This is a genomic window from Xanthomonas sp. NCPPB 3442, from assembly GCF_056725145.1.
In genome coordinates this window covers 69074-93957 of sequence record NZ_JBWZJT010000002.1, presented here as the reverse complement: position 1 = coordinate 93957, position 24884 = coordinate 69074, and the positions used below count along the sequence as shown (strand labels likewise).

Annotated in this window: 19 protein-coding genes and 1 pseudogene; 2 read left to right on the top strand and 18 right to left on the bottom strand. The window is 63.1% G+C overall.

Annotated elements, in window-relative coordinates:
* Positions 1-6 precede the first annotated feature (6 nt).
* Positions 7-963, bottom strand: a pseudogene (locus tag AC1POX_RS22050) (tyrosine-type recombinase/integrase); the annotation flags it as partial.
* Positions 964-1146: 183 nt separating this feature from the next.
* On the opposite strand from AC1POX_RS22050, the gene AC1POX_RS22045 reads away from it, so the two are divergent.
* Entirely contained in the window at positions 1147-2202 is a 1056-nt protein-coding gene (locus AC1POX_RS22045; RefSeq protein WP_481108638.1) for a DNA-binding protein, read from the top strand.
* Positions 2203-2313: 111 nt separating this feature from the next.
* Here AC1POX_RS22045 and xopAF read toward each other — a convergent pair whose 3' ends face one another.
* From xopAF to AC1POX_RS21985, 12 genes are all read right to left on the bottom strand, one after another.
* Positions 2314-3156 carry a XopAF/AvrXv3 family type III secretion system effector gene (gene xopAF / locus AC1POX_RS22040; RefSeq protein WP_481108637.1) on the bottom strand — a complete coding sequence of 281 codons (843 nt, stop codon included), beginning with the start codon at positions 3154-3156 and terminating at the stop codon, positions 2314-2316.
* Positions 3157-4201: 1045 nt separating this feature from the next.
* Entirely contained in the window at positions 4202-6229 is a 2028-nt protein-coding gene (locus AC1POX_RS22035; protein WP_481108636.1) for a DEAD/DEAH box helicase, read from the bottom strand.
* A gap of 2 nt (positions 6230-6231) precedes the next feature.
* Positions 6232-6858 (bottom strand): hypothetical protein, encoded by a 627-nt coding sequence (locus tag AC1POX_RS22030; protein WP_481108635.1) that lies wholly within the window; start codon positions 6856-6858, stop codon positions 6232-6234.
* Positions 6855-7826, bottom strand: a complete 972-nt coding sequence (locus AC1POX_RS22025; RefSeq protein WP_481108717.1) for a hypothetical protein — start codon at positions 7824-7826, stop codon at positions 6855-6857. The genes AC1POX_RS22030 and AC1POX_RS22025 overlap by 4 nt, the downstream gene beginning before the upstream one ends.
* A gap of 35 nt (positions 7827-7861) precedes the next feature.
* Positions 7862-8455, bottom strand: a complete 594-nt coding sequence (locus AC1POX_RS22020; protein ID WP_481108634.1) for a hypothetical protein — start codon at positions 8453-8455, stop codon at positions 7862-7864.
* A gap of 23 nt (positions 8456-8478) precedes the next feature.
* Positions 8479-9975 carry a DNA cytosine methyltransferase gene (locus AC1POX_RS22015; RefSeq protein WP_481108633.1) on the bottom strand — a complete coding sequence of 499 codons (1497 nt, stop codon included), beginning with the start codon at positions 9973-9975 and terminating at the stop codon, positions 8479-8481.
* Entirely contained in the window at positions 9969-10370 is a 402-nt protein-coding gene (locus tag AC1POX_RS22010) for a hypothetical protein (protein WP_481108632.1), read from the bottom strand. Before AC1POX_RS22010 ends, AC1POX_RS22015 begins: the two co-directional genes overlap by 7 nt.
* Entirely contained in the window at positions 10367-11161 is a 795-nt protein-coding gene (locus AC1POX_RS22005; RefSeq protein ID WP_481108631.1) for a hypothetical protein, read from the bottom strand. The genes AC1POX_RS22010 and AC1POX_RS22005 overlap by 4 nt, the downstream gene beginning before the upstream one ends.
* A 7-nt stretch (positions 11162-11168) precedes the next feature.
* On the bottom strand, positions 11169-11510 hold the full coding sequence (locus AC1POX_RS22000) for a hypothetical protein (RefSeq protein WP_481108630.1): 342 nt from the start codon (positions 11508-11510) through the stop codon (positions 11169-11171).
* A gap of 574 nt (positions 11511-12084) precedes the next feature.
* Positions 12085-12615: a hypothetical protein gene (locus AC1POX_RS21995; protein ID WP_481108629.1), complete on the bottom strand. Its 531-nt coding sequence runs from the start codon at positions 12613-12615 to the stop codon at positions 12085-12087.
* Positions 12616-12891: 276 nt separating this feature from the next.
* Positions 12892-13632: an EAL domain-containing protein gene (locus AC1POX_RS21990; protein WP_481108628.1), complete on the bottom strand. Its 741-nt coding sequence runs from the start codon at positions 13630-13632 to the stop codon at positions 12892-12894.
* 225 nt (positions 13633-13857) lie between these two features.
* Positions 13858-16035: a DNA topoisomerase gene (locus tag AC1POX_RS21985; RefSeq protein ID WP_481108627.1), complete on the bottom strand. Its 2178-nt coding sequence runs from the start codon at positions 16033-16035 to the stop codon at positions 13858-13860.
* 106 nt (positions 16036-16141) lie between these two features.
* Between AC1POX_RS21985 and AC1POX_RS21980 the strand changes: the two genes are divergently transcribed.
* Positions 16142-16534, top strand: coding sequence for a hypothetical protein (locus tag AC1POX_RS21980; RefSeq protein WP_481108626.1), 393 nt, complete (start codon positions 16142-16144; stop codon positions 16532-16534).
* Positions 16535-16552: 18 nt separating this feature from the next.
* Here the strand turns inward: AC1POX_RS21980 and AC1POX_RS21975 are convergent, their stop codons facing one another.
* The 5 genes from AC1POX_RS21975 to AC1POX_RS21955 form a co-directional block, all read right to left on the bottom strand.
* Positions 16553-16891: a hypothetical protein gene (locus tag AC1POX_RS21975; RefSeq protein WP_481108625.1), complete on the bottom strand. Its 339-nt coding sequence runs from the start codon at positions 16889-16891 to the stop codon at positions 16553-16555.
* Between the two features lie 8 nt (positions 16892-16899).
* The gene (locus AC1POX_RS21970) at positions 16900-22149 is read right to left on the bottom strand and encodes a strawberry notch C-terminal domain-containing protein (RefSeq protein ID WP_481108624.1); all 5250 of its coding nucleotides are present in this window, start codon (positions 22147-22149) and stop codon (positions 16900-16902) included.
* 80 nt (positions 22150-22229) lie between these two features.
* Positions 22230-23483, bottom strand: coding sequence for a hypothetical protein (locus AC1POX_RS21965; RefSeq protein WP_481108623.1), 1254 nt, complete (start codon positions 23481-23483; stop codon positions 22230-22232).
* Between the two features lie 168 nt (positions 23484-23651).
* The gene (locus AC1POX_RS21960) at positions 23652-24038 is read right to left on the bottom strand and encodes an H-NS histone family protein (RefSeq protein WP_481108622.1); all 387 of its coding nucleotides are present in this window, start codon (positions 24036-24038) and stop codon (positions 23652-23654) included.
* A 525-nt stretch (positions 24039-24563) separates the two neighbouring features.
* Positions 24564-24878 carry a hypothetical protein gene (locus AC1POX_RS21955; RefSeq protein WP_481108621.1) on the bottom strand — a complete coding sequence of 105 codons (315 nt, stop codon included), beginning with the start codon at positions 24876-24878 and terminating at the stop codon, positions 24564-24566.
* Positions 24879-24884 lie beyond the last annotated feature (6 nt).

The following is a 24884-nucleotide window of genomic DNA, read 5'->3' as shown; positions in this document are numbered from 1 at the left end:
CGTTGCAGGCCTGGGCAGCGCGGGCGCTTCCGGCAGACTGGCTTCGATGCGCTGGCGGGCGAACGGATCGGCCCCGTCGATGTAGCGCATCGCCGACTGCACGTCGCGCCAGCCGACGTATTCCATCAGGGCCTTGACGTCCCAGCCGTTGGCGTTGGCCCAGCCGGCGAAGCCGCGGCGCAGCGAGTGGCCGCTGTAGGCGTTGGGAGAGCTCAGCCCGGCCTCGCGGAAGATCCGCCGTAGCAGGCGCACCAGGCTGTTGGGGTGGAGCGGGGCGGCGGCAATCCCGCCCCACTGGTTGACCGCGCGAAACAGTGGCCCCTCGCGGAGGGCGGCTGCCGCGACCCAGGCCATGGTGGCAGCCACCGGGCACCAGCGCGACAGCGCCGGGACCTTGTAGGTGGTGCCGGCGTGTTGGCGATCGCTCTTGCTGTGCGGCAGGAAGCAGGTCATGCCTTCGCCCGGCACCAGGCGCAGGTGGTTCACCTGGAGACGGGTGAGTTCATCGCCGCGGAAGCCGCGCCAGAAGCCGAGCAGCAGCAAGGCGCGATCGCGCAGATGCCGCAGCTCTGCGGCGCGATCGCCGCGAGAGTGGGCCGCGGCCGCCGCGTCTTCCAGCCATGTCGTGACCTGGCCCAGCTGGGTGAGTTGCAGGGGCGTGGCGCGTTTTTCGACGCTCGGGTGAAGCGCCTGGATGCCCTTGAGCACTTGGCGCACCACTGGCGCCCGGGTTGGGTCGACAAAGCCGTGCACCTGGTGCCACTGCGCCAGTGCTGCGAGCCGGTGCCTGAGTGTGTTGAGCGCGAGTTGCCCGGCGTAGGCGGCCAAGTAGCGCGCCACCTGCTCCGCAGTCGCCGGCAGATGACCACCCCACTCGACCTCGAAGTGACGGGTCGCTCCTGCATACGCGCGCTCGGTGTTGGCGCGGGTTGCCGCTTCCAGATACTGCTTGACCGAGCTCACCGCCTCGCTCCGAAACGCCGTTTCGTACGGCCGCAGGGCGACTGTAGCCGAAAATTCCAGCTAAGGCGGGATAATTCAACATTATCCCGCGTCAGCTCAATGCGCACTGATAGCCCCTTTAGCGCGTTGAGGAGTATGTAATTACATGGTATGTAATACGTTACGAAATACGTGGAGTGACGGATGGCAAGGTCCGGGGTGTACAAAAGCGATGTGCAACGTGCCCGCGATGGCCTGCGCGCAACCGGCACGCATCCGTCCGTGGACGCGGTCCGGGTGGCGCTGGGCAATACGGGGTCCAAGACCACCATCCACCGCTATTTGCGGGAGTTGGACGACGAGGAAGGACAGCATCCCGGCGCCAAGGTCGCCATCAGCGACGCGCTGCAGGATCTGGTCAGTCGCCTCGCCGAGCGGTTGCACGCCGAGGCCGACACGGTCGTAGCGCAGGCCCAGGCGCGCTTCCAGGTGCAGCTGCAGGAGCACACCCAAGCGCTGGAGCAGGCCCATCACGAGGCTGACTCGCTCAGGACGCAACTGCAACGCACAGAAATAGCCCTGCAGGCCGAGCGCGAGGCGGGCGACGCCACCAGGAGCGAGGTGGCCAGCCGCACCACCGAACTGACCCAACTGCAGGAGCGGATCTCTGGCCTGACCGTTCGCGTGGCCGAGCACGACGCCCATGCGAAATCGTTGGAACACAAGCACGAACACGCCAGGGAAGCCCTTGAGCACTACCGCACCTCGGTCAAGGACCAGCGTGAGCAGGAGCACCGTCGGCACGCGCACCAAGTGCAGGAGTTGCAGGTCGCCCTGCGGCAGGCCAACGAGGCGCTGACCGCCAAGAACCACGACCTGATGCAGCTCAACCGCGACAATGGCCAGTGGCTGGAACGCCATACCCGCCTGGAGCGAGAACTGGCGCAGGCGCGCCAGCGGGCCGACGCCCAGCAACGCGAGCGCGACGCGCTGCGCCTGACGGCCGCCGAGCACCAAGCCCTGCAGGTGCGCTGGACCCAAGATGTCCACGCGCTGGAAGGCGTGCGCGCCGAACTGGCTGCGGCGCGGACCGAGCTGGTCGAAGAGCGCCAGCGCCGGGAACACGCCGAGGCGGACACCTTGCGTGCCACGGTACGTCTGAGCACGTTGGAACAGCTCCTGACGCAGCTGCGGCCAGCGCACTCCGTTGGCGAACACGAACAGGCCATCGCAGCCGGTGCAATGCCGGCAGGCGGGTGATCAGCCAGTTGGGGAAAGGTATGAATCATCCTCAGCGTCAATGCTTCGCCGTCACAGTTATGGCTTCGTTGCACCAACGAGAAAAGGATAGTTTAACGCAGTTACTTCATGTCAGGCGGCAACCAAATGCTTTATGAACTGAGTTGAATTGTCATTTAGAATGACGGCCCCGAGCAGCGCTTCTGAATTTCGGTTGGCGCATGTCTCATTGAATTCTACGGGTATGCCTTCATTTTCAAAAAGACATCCCAGCGCCTCTGCAGTGCTCACTGAGAAATCACCGACTCGATCTCCGCCATACATTGCGACGCGCATAGTCAGGCCCTTGGCCTTGACATCATGTATGTAATCACGAATGGATGCTATAACATTTTCCGGCATGAGTTCTTGGTGATTAAAAGGCAGGAGATGAAATACTCGAACCTGCGCGCCGGGCATGCGTTCGCCTGTGTAATGATCGATTCTTTCCGCAGCGCATGCGACTGCAATGCAGGCAGTCATATTATCGGTGACCACTGGCATGTTTACTTGGCTTGTTCCAGCGCTGTAAAGGTGGCGTGTTCCTTGATGGTTAGGAGTCAGACCGTTGAATCCTGCTACCTTGACCGTGGTGGAACTATCTATCTCAAAGCTATAATTGGAGTCCGCATCGACATCAGAAACACGAACCCATGGAAATAAGGATCCGCTACGATCTTTTATTGAATTGCCAGGGTGTCCTCTTTCCGATTGATAGTCAGCTATAGAAGTTTGTTTTAGCGTATATTGTCCAGCTCGCCTCGCCAGTCGATGATGAGACAATTCCGGCGGGCGCCCGTTTAAACCATCGAATGTTCCTGCATTTGAAGCTGTTGGTTGATGAGAGGAAGAAGCCGTAACATTCGGGGAAGATGGGGGTGATCCTGAATCTCCGCCGTATTGACCGCCAGTAGATTTTGTAATGCATAGGCCCATGTTTCCCTCGCGAATTTAGTTGGGGCGGCTGTTAGTAGAATGTGGAAAGCGCGGAGCGGCAGCATGATGCTCAGGTGAGCCTGTCACGCTCGTCTTTGAGCTGCATAGTCCCATGGTTGATCTCTTGTAACGACTGCGGACGCAAGTTTGGCGAAGAGCTCTCTGAAAGTCGTTGATTCACCGAAGCCATGTTTGGGAGCGCGAATGGGTTGGCGCTGGCACCCTGCTCACATTGCCATTGCGAGCGTGCTACCTAGTCCACAGAGGACGTCTGCACCACATCAACCCGCATGGCTGATTCGACGTCGCCATGAATACCATGCTCAATTTGAGGGTCGGCAGGGACGTGTAAAAAACAGCCAAGAGTCAGGGTTGGCAGGGATTCGTGCAAAAAACAGCCAAAAGTGGGATAACTTGCTGTTAGTAAAGAATTTTTTCGCAGATTCCTGCCGGCCCTCAATCCCGGCAGCGTGTACTGCCGAATAGCCCTTGCGTGCTCTGCTGTGAAGCAGGCGGCATCCGTCTATTACCCACCCTGCGACCACTGGTCTCGCACAGTCGCCGCAAGACAGTTGCAGCGTGCCGAACCTCGAAAGGGACGAGGTAGTGGATGAGCGATGGAAGCGCCGTTTTATCCGGCAACTTCATGTTTTCACAAAAGAAATTGGATTCTGCGAGTCATTTTTACACGTATGTCGGCTGAACCCCGGTGGAGTTCCAGTTTGCCAAAGGTGCCTACCAGGCCGTTGCCGCTGCGCTGGTGGCACGTCTCGGTGAAGCCACCGCGGAGGATGGCGACTTCAGGACGGACGAATGGCGCAGAGCTGGGCGCGGCTCCTGCGCCCCTGTACTGATCTGGCACCGAGGACGGGACGAAGTTCTCGCCCTGTGCGGTGCCGGTTGGCGCCGCAACGGTCTCACCTACCTGGTCGCTGACCGCCAACCTGGCCGCGGTAAGGCATGGTCCGAAATCGCCGCCGTGCGCGCGAAGAGCGACCGCGACTCCGCATCGTTCAACAGCAAATAGGCGACGCTGGCGTCCCGGCTACGCCACCTTGGCATACTTAAGGATCGCCGCGTACTCGGGATCGGCGACCGATATCTCCGAGGCATCCTCCGGATCATTGGACGCCGTCCCCAAGCTCAGGATGGCTGCGGCTGGGTCTTCCAGAAGATCGTTCTCGATCGCGGCCTTGTGTTGGATCAACGCCATCGCCTGCTCATCAATCGTGCCGGCGAATAGCGGAATGAGCACAGTGACAATCCTCTTCTGGCCGTAACGCCAAGCACGATCTTCCGCCTGCTTCTTCAGCGCATTCGTCCATGGGAGCGAGGCAAAGCACACGACGTTGGCGGCTGTCAGCGTGTGGCCGACGCCAGCGGCCTTCGTAGTGCCAATGAAGCACCTGACCCCAGGCTCGCTTTGGAAGCGGTCGATCGCCTGCTGTTTGCGCGTTTTGGAATGCTTACCGAGGAACGTGACGACCTCGATGCCCGCCTTGGCGAACTCCTCCGCCAGATAGTCCACGGTATCCTGGAACTCGCACATGATGAGTGCCTTGTCGGACACATCCATTGATGCGACGGTCTGGATGAGCCAGTCCGCCTTCTGGCGCTCCAGGTATTGGCGAAGCCGACCGATCTTGGCAAGGGCGGTCAGGCTCGGATCCGCGGCCATGCGCCGATACTCGACGCCCTGCGGGCCGGATAGTTCCAGATACCGTGGATCTTGTACCTTCGCGTCCAAGCCCAGCACACTCTTCGGCCTGCGGAGCATCCATTCCGACACCCGCTGCGCGAGTAGTACGCGCGCCTCTTGGCTTCCAGCGAATTCCTTTGCAAACTCGCCGCGATCCATGTCGCCCAGGGGATGCCCCGAGAGACGCAGAAGCGTGTGCAGCTCGACAATCCGGTTGAGAATCGGTGTAGCGGTGAGCAGGTACCTCCGTGGCACCTTCTGCGCCACGAGGAAGGCATTCAGCGTACGCGACGCGGTCGGTTGAATAATGCTGTGGGCTTCGTCGAACACAACGGCGCGAGGTGCGATGACCCCATCCGTGATCGCCTGGACGATCACGCCCAGCTTCTCGTACGAGGCGATCAGCCACTCGGGCTCTTCGGCCACACCCTCCTTATCCAAGATCGAGACCTTCGCGCGCGGATCGACCGCCAGGATCTCGCGCGACCAGTTGATGCAAAGGCTCGCTGGTGCAATGAGAAGCCGGCACCCAGTTCCTGGCATGAGATGGAGCGCGGCGGCAGACTGTCTCGATTTCCCCAGACCAGGCTCATCCCCGAGCAGCGCACTGTTGGCGCCGAGCAGGTGCAGAATTCCCGCCGGCTGATGATCGAGCAGCGACATTGAGGCGGTGGCCTTCTCAAACCACTCCATGTCAACGTCGTGACGCTGCAGAGGCTGCAGAACGATCGCCAGTCGTCCCTCCTCTCCCTCTTCCTCCCCGCGCTGCTCCCGCTTGACCTCGGCCCCGGACACGTTGATCGTAGGCCGCTCTTCGGCCTCGTATCCGCCACCGGTGCGGTCGATGCGGATCTCACCCTCGTGAATGAACACGTGACCGCGCAGCACCCCGGCCTTGGTGGCCAGGTCCGCCAGCAGCTGCTCCAGGCTGCGCTGGATGTACCACCCTTCTTTGCTGCTCAACAGCCTGCCGCCCAATGCCCGCAGGCAGGCGACGACCAGAATGTCGTAGCGCGTATCGACGACATATCCGCCATCGCCAGCGACCGGGTAGATCTTGACGTCCAGGTCTGGAGCGAACGCGTCGACCTCGGGCGTTTCCAGAGCTGCGACCAGCTGCGCCTGTGCAATCGCCCGGTCATACGACATCCGGGTCCCGCCCTTATGGCCAAGCTCGTCCAGGAGCGGCGCTATGCGATCGTCCGCAGGCAATACCCAGGTGCGCGAGCTGGCGGACCAGCTGGCCCCCTTCTCCTTCAGCGTCGCGACAATGTCCGGATGGAAGCCCGTCGAAAGGCCTACGCGGAAGCCGTCGGATCTGATGCCGGCGATGACTGGCCGGCTTTGCTTGCGGATCTTCGCCAACGCGCCCATCGTCACATCCCTGGCCGCATGTCGTCGTCGAGCTCATCGGACGGTTCCATGTCCGGGCCAGGTCGGAGCGGAGGCATCTTCCCCCCGAGCTCAGCCAACCGGCACGTCCAGTAGGCGTCCACCGCATCCGCAGCGCGGACATAGTTCGCCTCGCCATACTGCAGCTTGATGCCTGGGGCGTCGAGATAGCCGTTCAGGGACTCGCGGAGCCGCTCGGCGAGGTCGCCCAGCGTGTCATCGAGCACGTCGGCGTCGGCGCAGGCTAGGCGCCAAGCCTGGACGGCTTCGCGGGCCGCCCGCAGCTGATAGGCACCGTACTGGTTGCCGATAAACGGCGCCGCCACGTAGCAGTCGAGCGCGGCGGCAAGCTGTGCGCCGACATCACGAAGCTGCAGCCGCTGCGCCAGGGCACCGGCGGCGACCGCATGCAACACGCTTTCGGCCTCTTCATAGGCCCTCCCGGCCCTCAGATGCGCGTCAGGATTCTGGGAATCCGCGTCCCCGCTCTCGTGAAGTTCGTGCAGGTCCTCAGCGCGAGAAAGCGCGTAGGGCAGCACGTTGGCCAACGCTGCGCTCAGTGCGTACAGCCGTGCGTTGAGCCGGTCTTCGGCTGTGATCTGCGGCGTCATGGGGTCATCCTCAATGAAGCGGCCTCTGCGGCCGCGGGCATTAGTTCCGCTGCAACGCTTCGCAGGTCCTCACGCGTCAGACCCTGCCGCGCACAGTAGTGCTCGATCGACCAGGCAATGCGGGCGGCGAGCCGCCGTCCGACCAGCGCGTCGCCATACTCGTCGCGGGCGTCCGCCAGGTCCTTCTCCAGCCTGGGACTCGCCGGATCGAAGTCCAGGCCACGCTCGTGAAACGTGCGAATCCAGGCTTCCGGCGTCAGATCAAAGGCTGGGACTGGCCACGACTGTGGGTCCACGTTCATCGGCTCATAGAAGCCGCGGCCCAACGGCGGCTCTCCTGACGCGCCGGCGGTTACCCACGGCTCCAGCGCGAGTCCGAACTCACGGACCGCGGCCATCTGTTCGCGCAAGAAATCAAACAGCTTGGCGTCCTCGCGATCAACGAGGTTGATCAGCAGCCGTTCGCTTTGATCGGGGCCCAAGCCGTGCTCCGAAGCAGACCAGTAGGCCGTAGCGGAGCTAGATTCGTCTTGGCCAGTGGCGCGCATGCGCCCCTCCATTCCCAAGGGGGCAAGCTCGGCCTGCCTATCGCTCCCAAATGTCATAGGGATTGCCCTCTTGCAATAGTGCCAGCGGCGAGCGCTCGACTCTATGACCTGAAGCGCGCTTCCTCGCTGCTCCGCGCTCAGCCCCACCGCCGCTGCACGCATCAGCGAGTGCTCAGCGCGATGCAGGTCGTCGCACAACTGGCCGACGAGTTCCGCCGACCTGGCATCGAGTACATCGATATCGACGTCGCCCGCTGGGTCCGGGCTATCCGACAAGAGCATCACGGTATAGTGGGCCGCGCGATCGGCCGGCAGCGAAGGATCCACCTCGGTGACGAGATCCGCGCGCCACAGGTCGCAATACCGCGCACGCTCGGGATGAACAATCTGGTTGCCCTCGCCCAGCAGCGCCACGGGCATGGCCACGTGGCCTCGGTAAGGCCGCCCCCGGATCATCACGGCGACATCGCCGGGGGGAGATGCTCACGCCATTCATCGTCGCTCATGGGCTCCATCCCGCTCGCGGTTTCCTTCACCGGTCGCGCAACGAGTGACTGTTCATCCATGTCCAACCACATCTCGATCACCACGCCGTTCTGGTCACGAGCGTAGATCACGCCATCGCCGCTCTGGAGCAGGAACTCCATCTGATCGTCGTCTACAGACGAACTGATGATCTCCACCTCATCCACGTAATCGCCTTCGGACTCCACGGTGATGTCCAGGATCTCCACCGGCTTGTCAGAGGGATCGCCCTTGCCGGCGCGTGGATTCGTCGCGAATTTGAATGCAGCGTTGACATACCGCTCTACATGCTCGCGGCGATCCTCCAGCCAGCTGAGAACGGACGGCGGTAGCTCGTGTCCGTTGCGATCTCCTTCGTTCAGCCACCCCGTTTCGGCGACGCAGGCAAACGTTCCGTGCGTTCCGCGCGGCCCATACACCATGGCCGGAGTGCCAACTCCGGGGTCGGCGGGGTGGGCCTCGCGATAGTCCAGCTCAATGGTATATCGGGGGTCCTTCTGGCACGTCAGCGTCTGCGGCTTCATAGGGTTTTTCCTTATGTTGTGAACTAGAATCGGAAGCTGTTTTCAGCCACATCTGCGTCGGCGTCGGTGGCACGATGCTTGAGGTGCGCGGCAAGGCTTTGTCCAATCGCCGCGGCGTGTCCGAAAAGAATCGATTGCCCAAGCGCCTCGTGCGCAAGCGTCGTGCCTGCCCCACGTACGAGCTTCTCTGGGATACCTTTGACCCTCGCGTGTTCCACTGGGCTCAGTAGCCGCTGCAGTCCGTCCTCGCGGATGAGAAATGCCTCCGTGCTGCGCGCTTTTGCGTAACCGCGCCCGATCGTGCCGACCTCCGTCGCCTCGGGGGTGACCAGCTGTCGCTTGAATCCCTTGCCCGCAGCTGCGTCTCTGGCCGCCTTCTCCGCCAGGTAGTCGTAAGCGCGCCACCGGGATTCTTCGTTGTGTGCGGCCGCATCCAGTGCGTCTCCGAGCGTTTCATAGAGCCGCGGCTGTGCCGGAAGCTCGGCCATCGAGTAGTTGCCGGCCAGGCCCTTGCTGATTGCGCAGAACCACCAACGTCGCCGGTTCTCGATCGTGCCAGCAACCTTGGCGTCAAGCACGACTTCGGACATCACATAGCCCTGCGCGTCCAGGTACGCGCGTACCAGGTCATAGCTGGCGCTGTCACGGGCCTGCTCGACGTTCTCCGAGACCACGATAGAAGGGTTGACGGCCTCAAGAATCCGCAGCAGACCGAATACCGACAGCGCATCGGTAGGATGCTGCTCGGCGTTCTCCAGCTTCCGCTTGGCCCTTCCGGACAGACTGTGCCCGGTGCACGGAAGCGACACCTGCAGCACGTCCACATGCGACAGCGCTGCTGCGTCGATCTCCTCCAGCGAGGCCTCGTACAAGCGCGTGTCCGAGCCGATGGCATCGTTGTTTTGCGCCGCCAGCTCCAGGTAGGCGCCCTCGCGGTCGACGATCCAGTCCACGCGTGTGCGCAGCCCCTCGCGCTCCAAGCCCTCTTTGAGCGCCAAAGTCGATACGCCGGCGCCGGCGCACAGCGTTGCTTCAGTCAGGAACCCGTCTCGCACGTGCCTCCGGGTCTGCTTTTCGCGTCGCTCCAAGGCCAGGTCGGCCGGGTGCAGGTCGAACACGATCTCGCCGGGCGCGAGCGTCGCCCGTACCCGCGCTCCCTCGCCGAGAACTTGCGACAAGGCGCCGCCGGTAACATCGACGATGGGCGTTTGCCGAACTTCGCCGCCGTCAAGTGCTTTCTCACGCTTTGAAACAGTTCGATCGCCAGCGGCATCGACTTTAAGTCGCACCTGACGGTTGACCAGGTCCAGTTCCACTCGGAACTTGGATCCCGGCAGGAATCCGCACTTACCGAGCCTCAGGCCTTCGAGCCACAGGCGCGGCTGCCCGCGGCTGTTGCCCAGCTTTGTGTAGCTCACCTGGATGTGGGGCCGAAAGCCATCTGGACTGTTCGGCGACGACATGCCGGCGGCGTTTGTGGCCGCCGCCAGCGCGGTTTGCGGCGGGAGCTTCCTCAGCATGCCCGTACCTCCGCCTGCCATGCGGAAACCGCACTTGACGCCTCGCGTGGACGCCCTTCGACAACGAACGAATAGCAATCGATGTCGAATCCGAACACGGTCTCGAAATTCCGGGTCGGTTCCAGCAACCCATGCCGTCGCAGGAGCTCCGCACACTCGCAGCGCACCTCGCCGCCTTCCTCATTCGCCATCTGCTGCCGGTAGTACACCAGCCAGCACCCGAGCTCGAAGTAGTCCTGGGCGGCCCGAAACTCCTTGTATGCGTCACGTGGATGCAAGGTGCGCCCCGCTCTCGCGGCCGCCTCTACCACCGCCTGTGTCGTGCTGCAATTTCTTCGCAGGCGCTCGCGCGTCGCGGCAGGAATTGGTGCGCGCACCATACGCTGAACGATCATGGCTTGAACGCCTCTTCGTAATGCTCGTCCAGGTCGGCCATCTGTGCGGGGTGCTGCGCCGCGACGTGTGCATTGACGGCCATGCTGGTCGCAATGAGCGTCTTGGCCAAGAGCAGGGCCTCCGGGTACGTCTTGCCGCTGGTATGGGCGGCCCCCTCGGCAAACACGGAGCGGTGTCGTCCCTCAACCAAAGGGCCGGTCCCAAGGAAAATGGTCGCCCGCGGCTCATCCAGGAAGACGCGCACCTCCCCGTGAGACTGTTCTGCGCGCTTGGAATGCATGTTCAGCGGCTCCAAGAACGCGCTGATGGACTTGCCCGGCCCGCCCATGTACCACGTCAACTCGTGGCGTTCGTAGAGCTTCCACTGGTGTCCATCGGGAGCCGGAAGGTCGGCGATCATCGTCTTGAGGTGCCCGACCACTGACTCTGCCACTCGGCGACGGTCGGCCTCCCATTCCACGCCGTCGGAAGCCCATTGCTGCGAGTGGCGCGATCGCGACCACAGCGGACTCTCTGCGAGAGATCCACCCAGGAGCCCGCTGCTACCGCCATGCAGTTGTAGGCGGCCGGCCAGGTTGTCCGTCAGATCGGGCGCGGCCGACTGCAGCCGTACCAGGGCGGCAGCAGCTGCATCCAACTGGGTTGTCAAGGACACCGCAAGCTCGTGGTTGCCCGCGTCCACCGCTCTTTCGCGCGTGATCCGACCACTGCGGCCGAACTCACTCAGGGCGATTGCGATCGCGTCGCGCTCGGCACTCGAAACGTAGAGGGGCTGAAGGTTGTCGTTCATAACCACCTCAGCACGCTATCGCAAGCCGTGCGACGCCGGACAGCGCTTCTTCCAGCGCGGCCTGCGGCTCATCGCCCGACGCGATCGCGTCCAGCAACTCGGGGAGGCGGTCATACATCTCCATGTCACGGTGCTGGTCGCCATCCAGCTGCAACGTCTCATGTCGGCTGGCCGACCAGTAGATCTCGATCTCGACTCTGGCCGTTTGCAGCTCGGGCTCGCGCGGAGACCAGCCGGTGTCGTGGTACACCTCATACCGGCAGCTGTCTGCGCCGTACGAAGTGGTCCGCTCGCATCCGTCGGCGCTGATCACCGTGTAGTGAACCGACGGCTTCTTCGCATCGCTCATGGTCGCAAATTCCTCTCGGGCCGCGGCCAAATGCCCACCCCGGCGTGCCGCGCCCTGCAATTTTGCGCCACTTTTATTGATTTATCCAGGTAGCCTTTATGCTGCCACATGTGGCGGTCCGCTAGGCCGCGCCGGCGGCAGCAGTCCCATGTTTGGGTCGGCCAGCCACACGCCGCCGCCACGCCTGGTGGTGCCGATGGTCCCAGTCGGCGTGCTGGATGCAGAGACCGCACATGTGCCAGAAATTCACGCTGTTCCAGCGTTTCCCAGCACCATCACGTCATCGCGTGCACCGGGACGTCACGTCGTCCCCCAGAACAGGGGAGATTTGCCATCGGTCACCGGCCTTTGCGCCGGCGCGGATACCAGTGCATCGTGTGGACGACTGCCGATTCCGGAATCTCGTCGACGGGCCACCTGAGGCAACGCAGGTTCCGACGCTTCGGTCGGCTGCGACTGGCGGCAATCGATGTCACCCAATATGCGGATCCGCCTGGCGTTCGCAAATAGTCCCCCTCCGCCAGGCCGGGTATTCCATCTACGTACAACCGACACTCCGTATACGGCGCCGCCTTCATGCCGGCTCTTCCATTGCGCCGGCGGACTGCCAAGCACTCTGCGCCGTCCGGCCACATTCTCCGTTACCGTATCGAAGTTCCATCCACCGATCGTGGCGATTTCGGTTCTCCGTGCGCTCACGCTCCAGAAGGGTGGCCAAGTGGTTGGCGCGGTTGTTCGCCGCCCGGATCTTGTTGTTGGCTGCCTCCATATCTGGCACGCGCGCCACGAGGCGAGCCAGCATTGCGACCTCACGCTCCAGGTTCCGTTCGGCGAACGCATACCGTTCCAGCGCCTCCGCATAGGCCAGGTGATCCGGCAACCGCGTATAGCAACGCAGCGCCGCCGCAGCCCCCGCAATCGCCTTCACCGTTCCCCTCTTTGTCACCCAGAGCAGGCCCCAACGCTCTGGCAACTCGTCGGCACGAATGAGCCCTTCCGGGCACATGAAGTAGCGCCAACGGCCGACCCCAAGCGCCGGCTTCAGTCGATGCTCCTTGCGTGCGTCGGCCAGAAAATCGGCCCGCGACACCTTGACTTCCACCAAGACGCTACCGTCTTGATATCCTGCGTGCCGCCACCCTATGGCATCGGGTTGCTCACCACGCCAGCCCGGCCAGCATTCGGACTGCGCCACCGAACAACCATGTCCGCCACCCGAATTGTGCTTCCTCAGCCAACGCACAGCTACATCGCATAGCGACCGGTGCATAGCGGCCGCGGCATTGCTCCCCTCGCCGGCCGAGCTTGCTTCTCTCGTCATCCGAAATGCCCTCGTACGCGCCGACGAGTCGGCTAGTCTTTTGACCCCATCACCATCACATCAGCTCTTCGCCGCCGCCCGTATGCCTCGCCGCGACACGAGAGGGGCCATCTCGGTGGTCCGCACGGGGGTCTCGGCAAGCTCCCCGAGCAGAAATCCTTGACCGTATCGGATGCCCATCGCGACGCATGATTGCCGCTTCTCTTCGGTATCGATATTCTCTGCGACCACCGCGAATCCCTCTGCAGCAGCCATTGAAAGCAGCCGGCTGATATCGCGACGAAACTCTCTCGGGCGAGCAAGCATCGTCCCCGCAAGCTTCACGATGTCGGGCTTGAAGCGCAGGATGTGCTCGAAGGAAAAGTGACCGTCACCGAAGTCGTCAAATGCGACTCTGACTCCAGCGGCTCGCGCGCCCGACATGAAGATTTCCACGCTGCGCGGATCGCGTACCGCTACCGTCTCCGTGATCTCGACGATAAGGCGGTCCGCCTGCTGCAGGTGGCTGAAGATCGCCGCCACAAGAGCCCCACAATTGCGTTCGATCGTACCTACCGACGCGTTCACTGCGATGGAAACGTCGGGCTCGATAGCGAGCCGGTGCGCCACCAGTTCAAGCATTGCGGCATCGACCAGCTCGATGAAGCCAAAGTTCTCGGCGCACCTGAGCAGCTCCAGGTGGCTTCGTTTTGTCGAAGATCGGGCAAGCGCCTCGAAGTACAGCGTGTCGTCGCTAAACAGATCCACGACCGGCTGGAACATGGGCGCGATAACCCGAGAGAGGCCCTGCTGAGTCAGCATTGGCGGCGTTCCGACGCACGGTCAAGGCGTGCGCGCACGGCGGCGAGCGCCTCGCGGCGCCCTACCCCTCGGGCCAACGCCAGCATCGCTCCACAGAGCGACCCAAGCTCCTCTACGCCTGCGTGCGTGGAGACGGACGCCACGACACGCGCCTCGTGATCGATCAGCTCTACTCGCCGTCCGCGCACCCTATGTCGCAAACCGAAGGCGGACAACGGCAGGCCATCAAGCAGCCGCTGTGTGCTTACAGACCGGGAAGTTGCTGCATCCATAGAAGGATCCTCGCGTTGAATTCCTCAACTGCATCGTGCCCTTGCCGCACTTCTCGCACGGCTCGCCGCCAGATGCGCCGCTCCCCTTCTTGCCGCCTTTGGCGGCTGTCTTCCGTTTGCCCCCGCCCGTCTTCGCGGAAGGTGAGCGCGACTGCCCCAAATCAGGCAGCGCGATCCGCAGTTTGCGGATCTCTTCCAGCATCGCGTTGATCTGCCTGGCCTGAAATGCCATGAACTGATCCAACGTGATCTCTCCGGCCTCGATCTTGGCGAACGCCATGTCCCACACCGCGGTAGCGTCAGGAATCGTCAACGACCTGGGCAGTGCTTCGTACAACGCGAGACCGGCCGCCGTCGGCGCGAAGAACTTCGCCTTCTTCTTGCCAGCCACAAGCTCAACGAGCCCCACCTCGATCAGCTTGGGTCCGAACGTATGGCGGGTCGCAGGGGTGCCGATGCCGCACCCCTGGGCTTCGTCCTCCGAGCCTGTCTTGCTCTTCTCCAACATTGCGACGAAGTGCGCTTTCACCTGCGGCGTGGTGACGTACTTATGGATGTTCACCATCGCCTCCAGAAGCGTGTCGTCGGTGAAGCGCGCCGGCGGCTCCGTCTTCCTCTGTTCCCGATCCAGGCCATCGCAACGTGCCGGCTCGTCCTGCCGCATGGCGGGCAGATTCGCTTCGTCATCTTTCTCGCCGGAAGGGCTCGTGTCCTCCGCGGCCTGCTCGGTCTTGCCATACAACTCCTTCCAGCCCGGCTTCAGGGTCGTGCGCCCGCTGGCAGTGAAGTCGTGGCCGGCGATGTCCACACGGACGGTGACCTTGCGGTAGGTGTGCGGCGGCATGAACTGGGCCAGATACCGTCGGCAGATCTCGTCGTACAGGAGCCTCTCCTCGCGCCCCAGCGAATCGAGGTTCGCCACCTTTGGCGTTGGCACGATGCCGTGATGCGCGGTGACCCTCTTGTCGTCGAATGCTCGGCTCTTGCGAGCGGTATCGACCTGAGCCAGCTGCGCTGCCAGCTCAGTGTTCCGAAAGCCCTCGCGCACCGCGCGCACGACTTCCGGCGCCTCCGCATGCTGACTCGAAGGCAGGAACGCACAGTCAGTTCGGGGATAGGTAACGAGCTGGGCATCGTATAGGCCCTGGACAATCTTCAGCGTTTGATCGAGCGGCAGACCGTACCGCCTTGACGCCAGCCGTTGGAGCTCATCCAACGAGAACGGTAACGGTGCGTTCTCGTTCTTCTGCTCGTCTCGATACTCAGCGATCCGGCCCACTTTGCCGGCGACCTGCTGGTGGACCATGGCGGCCACGGCCGGATCCAGGAGCCGGCCGCTTTCGTCGATGCCTGCCTGGCCCGCCTTCGGACGCCAGCGTGCGCGGAATCTACCGGCCTGCACCGCAATCTGCGCCGTAAGTACCAGGTAATCGATCGGCTTGAAGTTGCGAATCTCCAACTCGCGAGCCGCAATGAGACCCAGGACTGGCGTCTGCACGCGCCCGATTGAGACGTGCCCCGACGATCCGCTGTCTCGGGCCTGCAGCGTCACGCACCGGCTGTAGTTCATACCGACGAGCCAATCCGCCCGCCCGCGTGCAAGGGCAGCATCACGCATGCGCGCGAAATCGCGATTGTCCCGCTCATCCGCGAGCACCCGCTGTACCGAGATTTCGTCGATCGCCTTCGGCAGCACACGCTTCACAGGTACACGGCAGCCCAGGTCCTCAAGGACCTCGTCGACAAGCAGCTGGCCCTCACGGTCGATGTCGCCGGCGTGGACCACGACTGTCGCTCGCTTGAGCAGCTTCCGAACGGTTCCGATCATCTCCGCCTTGTCCCGGACCGGGAGGATCTGCCATTCGTCATTCGCCGGCAACAGAGGAAGGTGATCGAACGACCACGAGAAGCGTCCATTCGCACCGCGCTTCGCATCGGGGAACGACCGCTCGATGTAGTAGTCAGGCTCCGCCAGCTGGTATGCGTGCCCGGCCAGCCAGCAAACCGCCCAATCCTTGCCTTCGATATGGGTGCCGGACCTCGCGATCTGGGGTGTGCGCTTGGCAAGCTGTCCAGCCAAGGCCTTGCCGACCGAGGGCTTCTCCGCAACGTACAATTTGAATTCAGGCATGGGGTTCTCCACCACATTCGTTTCCATATCCGGCGGGACGAAGCGGGAAAGGGTTTTGTAGAATCAGGGTGTTGGGGAGCGGTCCCCGTAGCCGAGGACTCGAACGATGACGACGACAGGCCGCACCAAGGCAAAGCCGGCAAAGAGCGCCAGCGTCCGCAAGGCCAGTGCGAAGAACAGTGCGACGAAGTCGGCTGTCCGGAAGAGCGCAGCCAAGGAGACGACTTCCAGCTCGCTGCCCGCCAGCGGCAAAGGGGCCGTAAGCCCGCGCAGTGCCGAGATGAAGGAAGCGCGTCGTTTCGCGCTTTCCCATAACTTTGGCCTTAGCAGTCGAATCCGCGACCTGCTCGACTCCAAGCGTCCGGTCCTTCAAATCTTCATCGACGAGAATTTGCCGCTCGCACGAATTCAGGAGTTCATCCACCGCAAGTACGGACCCAAGATTCCGGCCAAGGCCCTGGGCACGTACCTGGAGGCGAACTTCAAAGCGAAGAAGTGAGCGCCGGCGCACGAGACTTCACCGAATAACCCGAAATGAGGCCGCCTGCATCAGCGCTGCGGCCAGGCTCGCATTGATCCCCGGGAAGCGGGTTGCGTCCAGCGGCTCGCCTGTGGCCGCCTCCAACGAGACAGTCAGCAGCGGAACTGTCCGCTGCTGACCGTCGACCAGGCGCCATTCGCTGTGGCTGAGCTGGATCGTGGCCGGTGCCGGCGGTTCGGCCTCTTGGAACTCCAGCGTCAGGTCTTCACCAGAGGCGCCGTCCTCGGTGACGTGGGAGAAACGCACGTAGGTGCACCCGGTGCCGAACTCCTCCGGCACCGGCAACGCCTCGCATATCTGGGCCCAAAGGTTCATTCCAGCTCCTATCCGGCCAGCGTGAGGGCCGGCTCGCTCTTGTCACATTCGTTAGTATATCCATCTTTCGCCAGGATGAAATTGTTGATTTCCGCGCGAGATTCGCCCGGCGCATAGAGAGATACACCAACGGATGTGAGCACCTTCAGCACGTCCGCCAGTTTCTCAGGCGCGAACCTGGCCACCATGTACGCGCGGGTCCCGGCGAATTCACCCGTCAATGCCCTTAAGGCTTCGCTGCCGAAATACTTCCCGCCCCAGGCCTTGGTCCCGGGTACCGTCAGTTTCAGCAACGGGCCGTCGCGCTCGACCGCCGCATGCCTGTCGGGCTCGTATTCCCCCTGGCTGTTGGTCGACAACCGGGTATCCGGATGCTCCTGAAGCAACCACGCTGCCACGGCCGGCGTTTCCACGCGGACGCGTAGCGAGTTGATGTGGCTGGGCTTGATCCCGGCGTTGAGCATCACGCCGCGGTGGCGGGCACCGTGTTCGTCGGTGTACATGACGCAGCTGCCAATCTTGTTGGCTGCTGCCATTTGCGCTGCCTTGAACAGATTGCCGTCCAGAACGCAGCGGGTTCGCGTGATCAGGCCCGCGGGCGCAGAGTCAAACGCTTCCCAGAGTCGAGGAGCATAGGCGCCAACAGGCTTGGTCGCGAACGTGGGATCCTCCATCAGCGCATAGAGGCTACGCTCGACCAACTGCGACTGGCCGGGAACCGCGATCAGCACGGTGTACTGCCCGGGGTTGTGCATCTTCTTCTCGTTGTTTGGAAGCGTAACGTCCACCAAGACACCGTCGGTCTTGACGTTCTCCGCGCCTGCGAATGTCACGATGGCTCCCGGCACGCAGCGCGGCAAGGTGCCTACGATGAAGTCGATGCGGTCACGCAACCTCTTCACGGAGTTGACATCTGCAGCCGAAAGCAGTTCCTCGACACTCTCCCTGCGCCCCTGCGCAGCTTCCTGCAAGAGCTTGGGCATCAGCCGCTCCAAGGCGCCCGACATACGGCTCAGCACTCGCGGTAGCGGATGGCCGTAGGCTGAATCGAACCTGGCCTCGCTCCGCTCGCACCTGCTCCTCACGTCCTCTGCGCGCAGCGGCATTACCTCTTCGGTGTAGCTGATCGTCTTCAGGAACACCGGCTGCTCGAAGACGGAACCTGACGCCGCGTTGCCCCCCTCAAAAACCGTGCGCGACACTTCGCTGGCCCGCAGATCGAGATCCTTGGACTTGAAGGGATTCAGACCCTTCTCGTCTAGCTCCTTGATGATACGGTTGTACTCGCTCGTGATCTCCTCGTAGATCGCCTCCTGCTCTGCGTTGCGCAGCATCACCAGACGGCTTGTGAGCTTGGTGATGAAGTACGCCTCGTGCTGGAAGCCTGAGGCATCGCCTTCCACATCCAGGTCGATATCCAGACGGTGGGCGATAGTGGGATTGCTTTCGAGGTACCGCCTTGCGACCTGGTCGCCAACCACATTGATGAAGTCCGGCACATTCCGGTCCAGCGCCGCCGAATCCTGGTTAGCCGTCGTGTTCGCCGAGAGCTTCCGCATCTTGGCATTCTGCATGGCAATCGGCCTTGCCTCGCCGATCAGGCCCGACGAAAGCGTTTCGACCTCGGGGCTGCTTACCTGCCCCTTCCGGTTGACGCGGCCAAAGAACTGGACGCGTACGTTCACGTCAGCCGCCGACTGCAGCTCGATGAGCACGCGCTGACGCTGATCGTCGAACTTCCCACTCGCGTGCAGCGAGATGCCGGTCGATCCAGCCCGGGTCAGGAGCAGCGCGTCGGTCTCGCCCATGTTGAACTCGCGGACGATTCTGGCCTTAGGCCTCTCCGGCCGAATCGTGGCAACCGTTTTTGACTCACCTGTGAGTGGGTCAGCCCGACGTTCGATGCGCAGGCTCCTCCCGCTGAGCTCGTCGACCGAGAAGCCGGCCTGTTCCAGGCGCATGCGGATCTGATCCAGTGGAGAGGCCGGCAGCTGCGGGAACTCACCGATCAAGCTCTCGATGCTGGCGATGAGCTTCAGGGTTTCCTTGTTCGTCACTTCGCGCCGCACGACCTCGCCATACCCCGTCATTTCGTTGTAATAGCGAAGCTTGTCGAGCATCCTTCTCAGCACATCGGCAAACGCGAGGTCCTGCCCCATATCGACACCTGCCGCCAGGTCCTGCTCTGCCGTGGCGGCCGCCGCGGCGCTGGCCACGTCTTCGTCAAACTGGTCGAATCCGTCTGCGCGACTGTTGGTGATGACGTCCCGCAGCAATGACTCCATCGTGTTCTCCAACACGATGACCGGCTTCTTCCCGCCTTCCAGTGCCGCGATGGCGCGGTCCACGGCAAGGTCCGTCTTGATTGCCATCTGAAACTGTCGATAGATCGCAAACAGGCGTGAGCCAAAGTTCATGGAGATTGCACCCATTCGAGCGCCTTTACGCTCCTGCTCGGGAATCTGCTCCCGCAGCTTCTCGATCTCCTTGTTCCGCTCGCTGACCATCACGTTGATATCGCCCGAGACGAAGTTCATCAGTTCGAGGATTTCCGCCAGCTTGTCGGAGAGCTCGATGTTCCGTTGCAGCCGCGGGGTATCGGTGACCGTCTCGAACGTGAGTGCGCTGAGATCGTGTTCACGGCGGATGAAGACGCCATCGCGCGCCATCATGCCCGACAGCACTTCTTGCAGAACTTCGCCACCGGTCTGAAGGGTTTCAGGCAGACCGGCGACATCGACCGACTGCGGAAACAGGGCGCTGTAGATCAGAACGTTCTTCGCTCCCTTCATCGACGTGGCGGAGCTATAGGTCACTGCCCTACACGCTTCGATCGCGGCTGCAATGTTCCGCCCCGTGTTGGAGTCCCCGGCCGCGTTGTGGGCCTCGTCCAGCAGCAGCTGCGACTCCCGAGCAGCGCCTGCTATCCATCGCGCTTTGGCAGATATGCTGGCACTGCGGTTGAACTGGCTGTAGGTCGCCAGCACCAGATTGAACTCGTCCGGAATTGCGTCATCGGCCAGAGCTCGCTGCAGGATCGACCGGGGTGTCGCCGGCACCAGGGTCTCCCCAGATTTGGGGTCATATACAGGGACGCCGTCGTTGACGATCAGGGGTTTGAAGAGCTCGGCCGAGCCAATGTCCTGCACGTCGCGCCAGAAGTCGGTGAACAGCGTGGGTGTTTCCGTAAGGAACACGGTCTGTCGCCCTCGGAGGGCTGCGTAGCGCGCCATCGCCGCCATGACCCGTCCCTTCCCCAGCCCCGTCTGGTCGCCCTCCAGGCAGCCGCGGCCATACTGCTCGGCATAGATGCAAAGAGCCACCGCATCGACCTGCTCGGGCGACAGATACTCGTTCTCCCGCATTTCTTCCACGCGCCAGTGGAGATTTCTCGCCACGAACTCGTCAATGTCACCGTGTTCTGCCACGATGCGCTCCAAAGCCGAGCGCGTCGCGGTCTGCAAATTGCGCGGAATCATCGCCGAGGCCTCGCCGACGCGTGACTGGGCGATGTACGGCGACTGATAGCTGTTCTCGTCAACCGCCGATACATTCGCCGGGCCCTCATGCCCGGCGGGTGCCGGCGGCATCGGACCAGGCGCCGTCTGCACCTCCTCCAGCGGGACGGGCCCGCCCGCCCCTTCCGGGTCTCGCGGCAAGTCGAGGTCCATCGCATCGAACGAAAGTTTTGCGGCCGGATCTGCGGTCACTGCCTGCGCGGGGGGCAGGTCCAGGTGCGCGGCGTCGAAGAAGGGGCCGGCCTGGTCCTCTGGTGCCGCTTCTAGCGGCGCGGGCGGTACCGGCGCGTAACGCTCGCGCATCTGGCGTGCCCACGCGATCACCGATTCGTGGTCCTGCAGGACATCGAGCCTGTCCGGGATCGGCGTGCCGTTCGGCACCTTGCGACCGATCACTACCAGACGAACCGGAAACCCTGCCCCCTGTTTCGCATACAGGCCGCCGTCCACCTCAACTGCGTCAACCTGGTAGTGATCAGCCAGCCAGTTGAATAGATGCCGAGATCCGCCGCGGACCTCCCCTGCTCGGCTGTCAACGGCGTTGTCTCCGCCGATGATGTACACGGCAAGTCCGTCATCCCGCCGCATGCGGAGAGACTTGATCAGGACGTGGTGATCGAGTCTGCCGACGCGGAGCCCGTCGACCATGAGCGGGCGAGCCAACCCGCCGAACGGGGGATTGCACAGCACCGTGTCGTACTTACCGTCGGCGGTCGGCGCCGATGGCGGATCCGCTAGAAAATCGCCTACGGCCACATGGATGTCAGGCCGGTCCCGCTGCACGGTTGCGACCCGAGCGGGGTCGATATCCAACGAATGGATACTGGCGCCCCGGACCAGCGAGACCAGCGATGCGTTGCCGATCGTGGGCTCCAACACGAACTTCCCGTGCTGATCGCCGGCGATATGCTGGACTGCTACGGCCAGGGGCAAAGTCGTGGAGTACTGTTGATTGATGATGGAGTTGGCCGTGCGTGCCTTGAATGGCGGCTGCCTTTCCTCCAGGCGCTTTGCGAGCTCGAAGGCCGCAACATCTGCGTTCCCATGTGCTCCCAGCGCCCTGACCAAAGCCGCCTCCACCGCCTCCTGCCACTCACGCAGCATCGGGGTCGTTTCGACCTGTTGCTCAGTCGCGCTATTGACAACAGCCGCCCACCGCCGGAGATCTGCATAGCGCATTGGCTTGCCACGCCGCATGTCCAAGACGAATCCGTCTGCGCACTTGGCCAGGTCGTCCGCGGACGTGGCACGCAGGAATCTGGAAGCGCCGGCCTTTCCGTCCAGTTCATCCTCCCGCGCGACCACCTCGTTGTCGCGGCGAGCGAACCTCCCCAGTTCGCTCTCGAACACCTGTTCGCCTGCCGCGTTGCGGCCGAGCTCACGGACGGCGCCGATGATGTTGCTTATCTGCAGGTCCCCACTATTAACCGGATCGCCCGCGTTCGATCGGCGGGGCAATGCCCTTACGACGTGGCCGACCGGGACCTCCACTGGCTTGGCCGCCGGGAAGGCGCGTCGCAACTCCCCCAAGGTGAATTTCAGGTCATCGCGCAGAAGCAAGCCGCGCGGGGATTGGTAGAAGCCCAGCTGGGCGAGAACGCTGCGCGCGGCGGGGGCAAGCGACTCGCCGCCAAGCAGCACCAGCTTGCGCGAGCCGGAGGGAAACTGAGCGCCTACCAGGCGCAGCCGCGGTTGTTCGGGGTCCAGCAGCACCCAGCGGACGGGCGTGTTCGCATCCATCGGAGATCTCATGAAGTTCGTGGGCTCAATACGATTCAGCCGCCCGGAGGCGGCTGAGTCGTCTACTGCGGCGGCCGGGCTTACGGCGCCGGGCTTTCGGCCGGCTCTTCTTCCGGCTCAGCGGCCGCCGCCGCAGGTGCCTTGGGGTCGATGTGAGCCGTGGCGATCTCGTGCGCCGCATGGCGACCCGGGCGGTCTGCGATCACATTGATCGGCGAGAAGCCGGCGATGGTGTCGTTGCGCGCCACGCCCGGCAGCACCACGCTGGCGAAGCGGTTCGGCTCCTTGCCGAACATGATCTCGTAGCGGGTCACCTTGTTGGCCTTCAGGTCGGACACCAGCTTGTACGCTGCGTTGTCGTCCTTCAGCGGGTTGCCCGCGTAACCGAGACGGTAGCCCGGCACTGCGTCGATCTTCAGCGTGCCATCGGCCAGGCCGGCCAGCAGATCGTCGTTCGCGATGTCACGGAAGACGTTGTTCTGGAACAGCTGCTCGATGGTGGCTTCCGGATCCGGCAGGTACTGGTCGCCTTCCTTCTTGTACTGGCCGTACACCAGGCGATCGATGACCTCTTCACCATCGGTCACGCGCAGCAGCACCAGCGAACGCGTGCCACGGCCCAGCTGCTCCGTCAGCGCCGCGCGGAGCTCTTCTTCGGAGGTGACGAGCTTGGCGTTGTTCGGCTCGACCGTGTCGATGAACACAGAGGGCTTGGCGTCCTTCGGAAGGCGGTTCAGGCGCTCGATACCCCACGCGCGATCGAACTCGCGGGAGAAGGTGCCGTGCTCGGTCTCGACGCGGGCGGTGAACTTCTCCTGGGATACCGGGATGGTGATGGTGCGCGGCTCTTCGTTGCCGGGGCGGAAATCGGGATTCTCGAAGCTGACCCGCGGCGAAGTCGCCATCACGCCTTCGAGGAAGCTGCGGTCCGAATGCGTGGCCTCGTTGGCCTTCTGCAGCGTATTCACCCAGCGCGAACTGATCACCATGCGGTCATCGACAACCTGCTCGGTCAGGTAGCACGATTCCAGGGTCAGGACCGAGCCCGAGGCGTTCTCGGCCTTGTCGAAGATCTTTCGGCTGCCGCCGTGGCCCTTGACGAAGTTGCTCACGGCACGGTCGGCATCGTCACCGCGGAATTCCACCGCCACCGGCAGATCGCGGCCGGCGCCCGGCACCTCGTTGAGGACGGTACCGGTGAGCTTGAGGATTTCCTTGTCACCGGCCTTCTCCAGGACGGCGGTGGACACCTGCAGGACGGCGGCGAAGGTGTTGGGCGTACGGCCACCGCCCTTCGGGGCGTTGGACTCACGCAGGGAACGAAGTGCGGACATTGCGATCTCCAGAAGTGTCGAAGGAGGACCGCACTGCTTCAGTAGCGGCCCGAGACCCGTATGGGCTCGGGGTCAATCTACCACTTTCGTTTGGATATATCCAAGCCCTGTTTACCGTCCATAGTGGCTATATGCGCGTATTTTCTGGTATTTCCGCGTATTCTTGCGTTACCTGTCGGCGATGAGGAACGCGCGCACCGGCTTCCCCATGGCGACTTCGCGAGCGAGCCATCGCGGCTGGCTACCCCGGCCGCTCCACGTCTCTTGTGGGTTCTTCGGATTGCGGTACTTGGCAGTAACTGGACCAGGGCGGCGCCTGCCGCCGACATCTGCCTTGCCCCCCGTCGGCTTGCGCTTGATTCTGCTGGCTACAGAACGCTCGCTCCGGCTGCCGTAGAGCTCAGCGATCGTGTAGCCGTGGCTGCGAACGTACTCGTCGATCTTCGCGCGCATGGCGGCGGCTTTGGGCCTGTTGGCCAGCAGGAGCTGCCGCTTTTCGACTTGGGCAATGAGCTTGGCCAGCTGCTTTGCCGTGTAACCTTCCAATTCAAACATCCTGAGCTCCCATTTCCGTTATGGAGCTCGATCTTATCCAACCGACCCGGCGACTACGAGCACTGGTTGTCGCTGGCAGAACCTCGCGGCCCTCGCCTCGCAGACCAGGTGAACAGGGCAACAGCTCTGTGCCACCAGGCTTGCGCTGGCTCCCGCACGACCTGTGCCGATGGCGCCAGCATTGCCACCTCTCCAGGCAAATGTGCCACGTTCGCGCGCTCCAGAAGCGCTCGACCGCGCTCGCTCACAACCAGCTCCTCTCGCTCGTTGTGGCAGTCCGGACAGCAGCGGACTGTGGTGACCCTGACTAACCCCTTTGTCACGAGGCCGTAGGCCGCGCTCCATACTGCATCGGGCAACGGATCGCCGCGCACGTCGCGACCGACCCACTTCCGCCGCACTCGCCACTGAATCCACCCGCCACGAGTTTCCCAGGGGGACCGCGCAATAGATCGCAGCACCTGAAACTCGACGGTGTTGAGTCGCTGCCGCTCCATGCCCTTAGATGCCGTGGATGTAAGCATGTCAACGCCAAGTTGAGATGTGCCGCTGCTGCTGCTCGACGGTCCTTTGCCCTGCAAGCTCGAGCACCAGATCGCGCAGCACCAGCAGCGCCGTATGCGCGGCGGCAGGAGAAGGCGACACCTCGTCAGCGAGCCTGAGAGCAAAACCGATGTTGCGGCAGCGCACGGGGTCAGCGCGGAGCCGCATCAGCTCAGCGGCGACATACGCTGGCCCAGCCACCGGCTCTGCCGGCGCCGGTGCCGGTGCGGCACAACCGACAGCGTCGAAGGAGATAGCGCCGTCGCCGCCGCCGTCTGCGCGATCGGTAAGTTGCACGGTGCA

What these genes read in the sequence shown, in the direction of transcription:
- AC1POX_RS22045 (WP_481108638.1), top strand. Translation starts at nt 1,147, where the DNA reads ATGGCAAGGTCCGGGGTGTACAAAAGCGATGTGCAACGTGCCCGCGAT.
- AC1POX_RS21975 (WP_481108625.1), bottom strand. Translation starts at nt 16,891, where the DNA reads ATGAACCTTTGGGCCCAGATATGCGAGGCGTTGCCGGTGCCGGAGGAG.
- AC1POX_RS21990 (WP_481108628.1), bottom strand. Translation starts at nt 13,632, where the DNA reads ATGCTGACTCAGCAGGGCCTCTCTCGGGTTATCGCGCCCATGTTCCAG.
- AC1POX_RS22035 (WP_481108636.1), bottom strand. Translation starts at nt 6,229, where the DNA reads ATGGGCGCGTTGGCGAAGATCCGCAAGCAAAGCCGGCCAGTCATCGCC.
- AC1POX_RS21965 (WP_481108623.1), bottom strand. Translation starts at nt 23,483, where the DNA reads ATGTCCGCACTTCGTTCCCTGCGTGAGTCCAACGCCCCGAAGGGCGGT.
- AC1POX_RS21970 (WP_481108624.1), bottom strand. Translation starts at nt 22,149, where the DNA reads ATGGATGCGAACACGCCCGTCCGCTGGGTGCTGCTGGACCCCGAACAA.
- AC1POX_RS22000 (WP_481108630.1), bottom strand. Translation starts at nt 11,510, where the DNA reads ATGAGCGATGCGAAGAAGCCGTCGGTTCACTACACGGTGATCAGCGCC.
- AC1POX_RS22015 (WP_481108633.1), bottom strand. Translation starts at nt 9,975, where the DNA reads ATGCTGAGGAAGCTCCCGCCGCAAACCGCGCTGGCGGCGGCCACAAAC.
- AC1POX_RS21985 (WP_481108627.1), bottom strand. Translation starts at nt 16,035, where the DNA reads ATGCCTGAATTCAAATTGTACGTTGCGGAGAAGCCCTCGGTCGGCAAG.
- AC1POX_RS22025 (WP_481108717.1), bottom strand. Translation starts at nt 7,826, where the DNA reads ATGCCCGTGGCGCTGCTGGGCGAGGGCAACCAGATTGTTCATCCCGAG.
- AC1POX_RS21960 (WP_481108622.1), bottom strand. Translation starts at nt 24,038, where the DNA reads ATGTTTGAATTGGAAGGTTACACGGCAAAGCAGCTGGCCAAGCTCATT.
- xopAF (WP_481108637.1), bottom strand. Translation starts at nt 3,156, where the DNA reads ATGGGCCTATGCATTACAAAATCTACTGGCGGTCAATACGGCGGAGAT.
- AC1POX_RS22010 (WP_481108632.1), bottom strand. Translation starts at nt 10,370, where the DNA reads ATGATCGTTCAGCGTATGGTGCGCGCACCAATTCCTGCCGCGACGCGC.
- AC1POX_RS22005 (WP_481108631.1), bottom strand. Translation starts at nt 11,161, where the DNA reads ATGAACGACAACCTTCAGCCCCTCTACGTTTCGAGTGCCGAGCGCGAC.
- AC1POX_RS22030 (WP_481108635.1), bottom strand. Translation starts at nt 6,858, where the DNA reads ATGACGCCGCAGATCACAGCCGAAGACCGGCTCAACGCACGGCTGTAC.
- AC1POX_RS21980 (WP_481108626.1), top strand. Translation starts at nt 16,142, where the DNA reads ATGACGACGACAGGCCGCACCAAGGCAAAGCCGGCAAAGAGCGCCAGC.
- AC1POX_RS22020 (WP_481108634.1), bottom strand. Translation starts at nt 8,455, where the DNA reads ATGAAGCCGCAGACGCTGACGTGCCAGAAGGACCCCCGATATACCATT.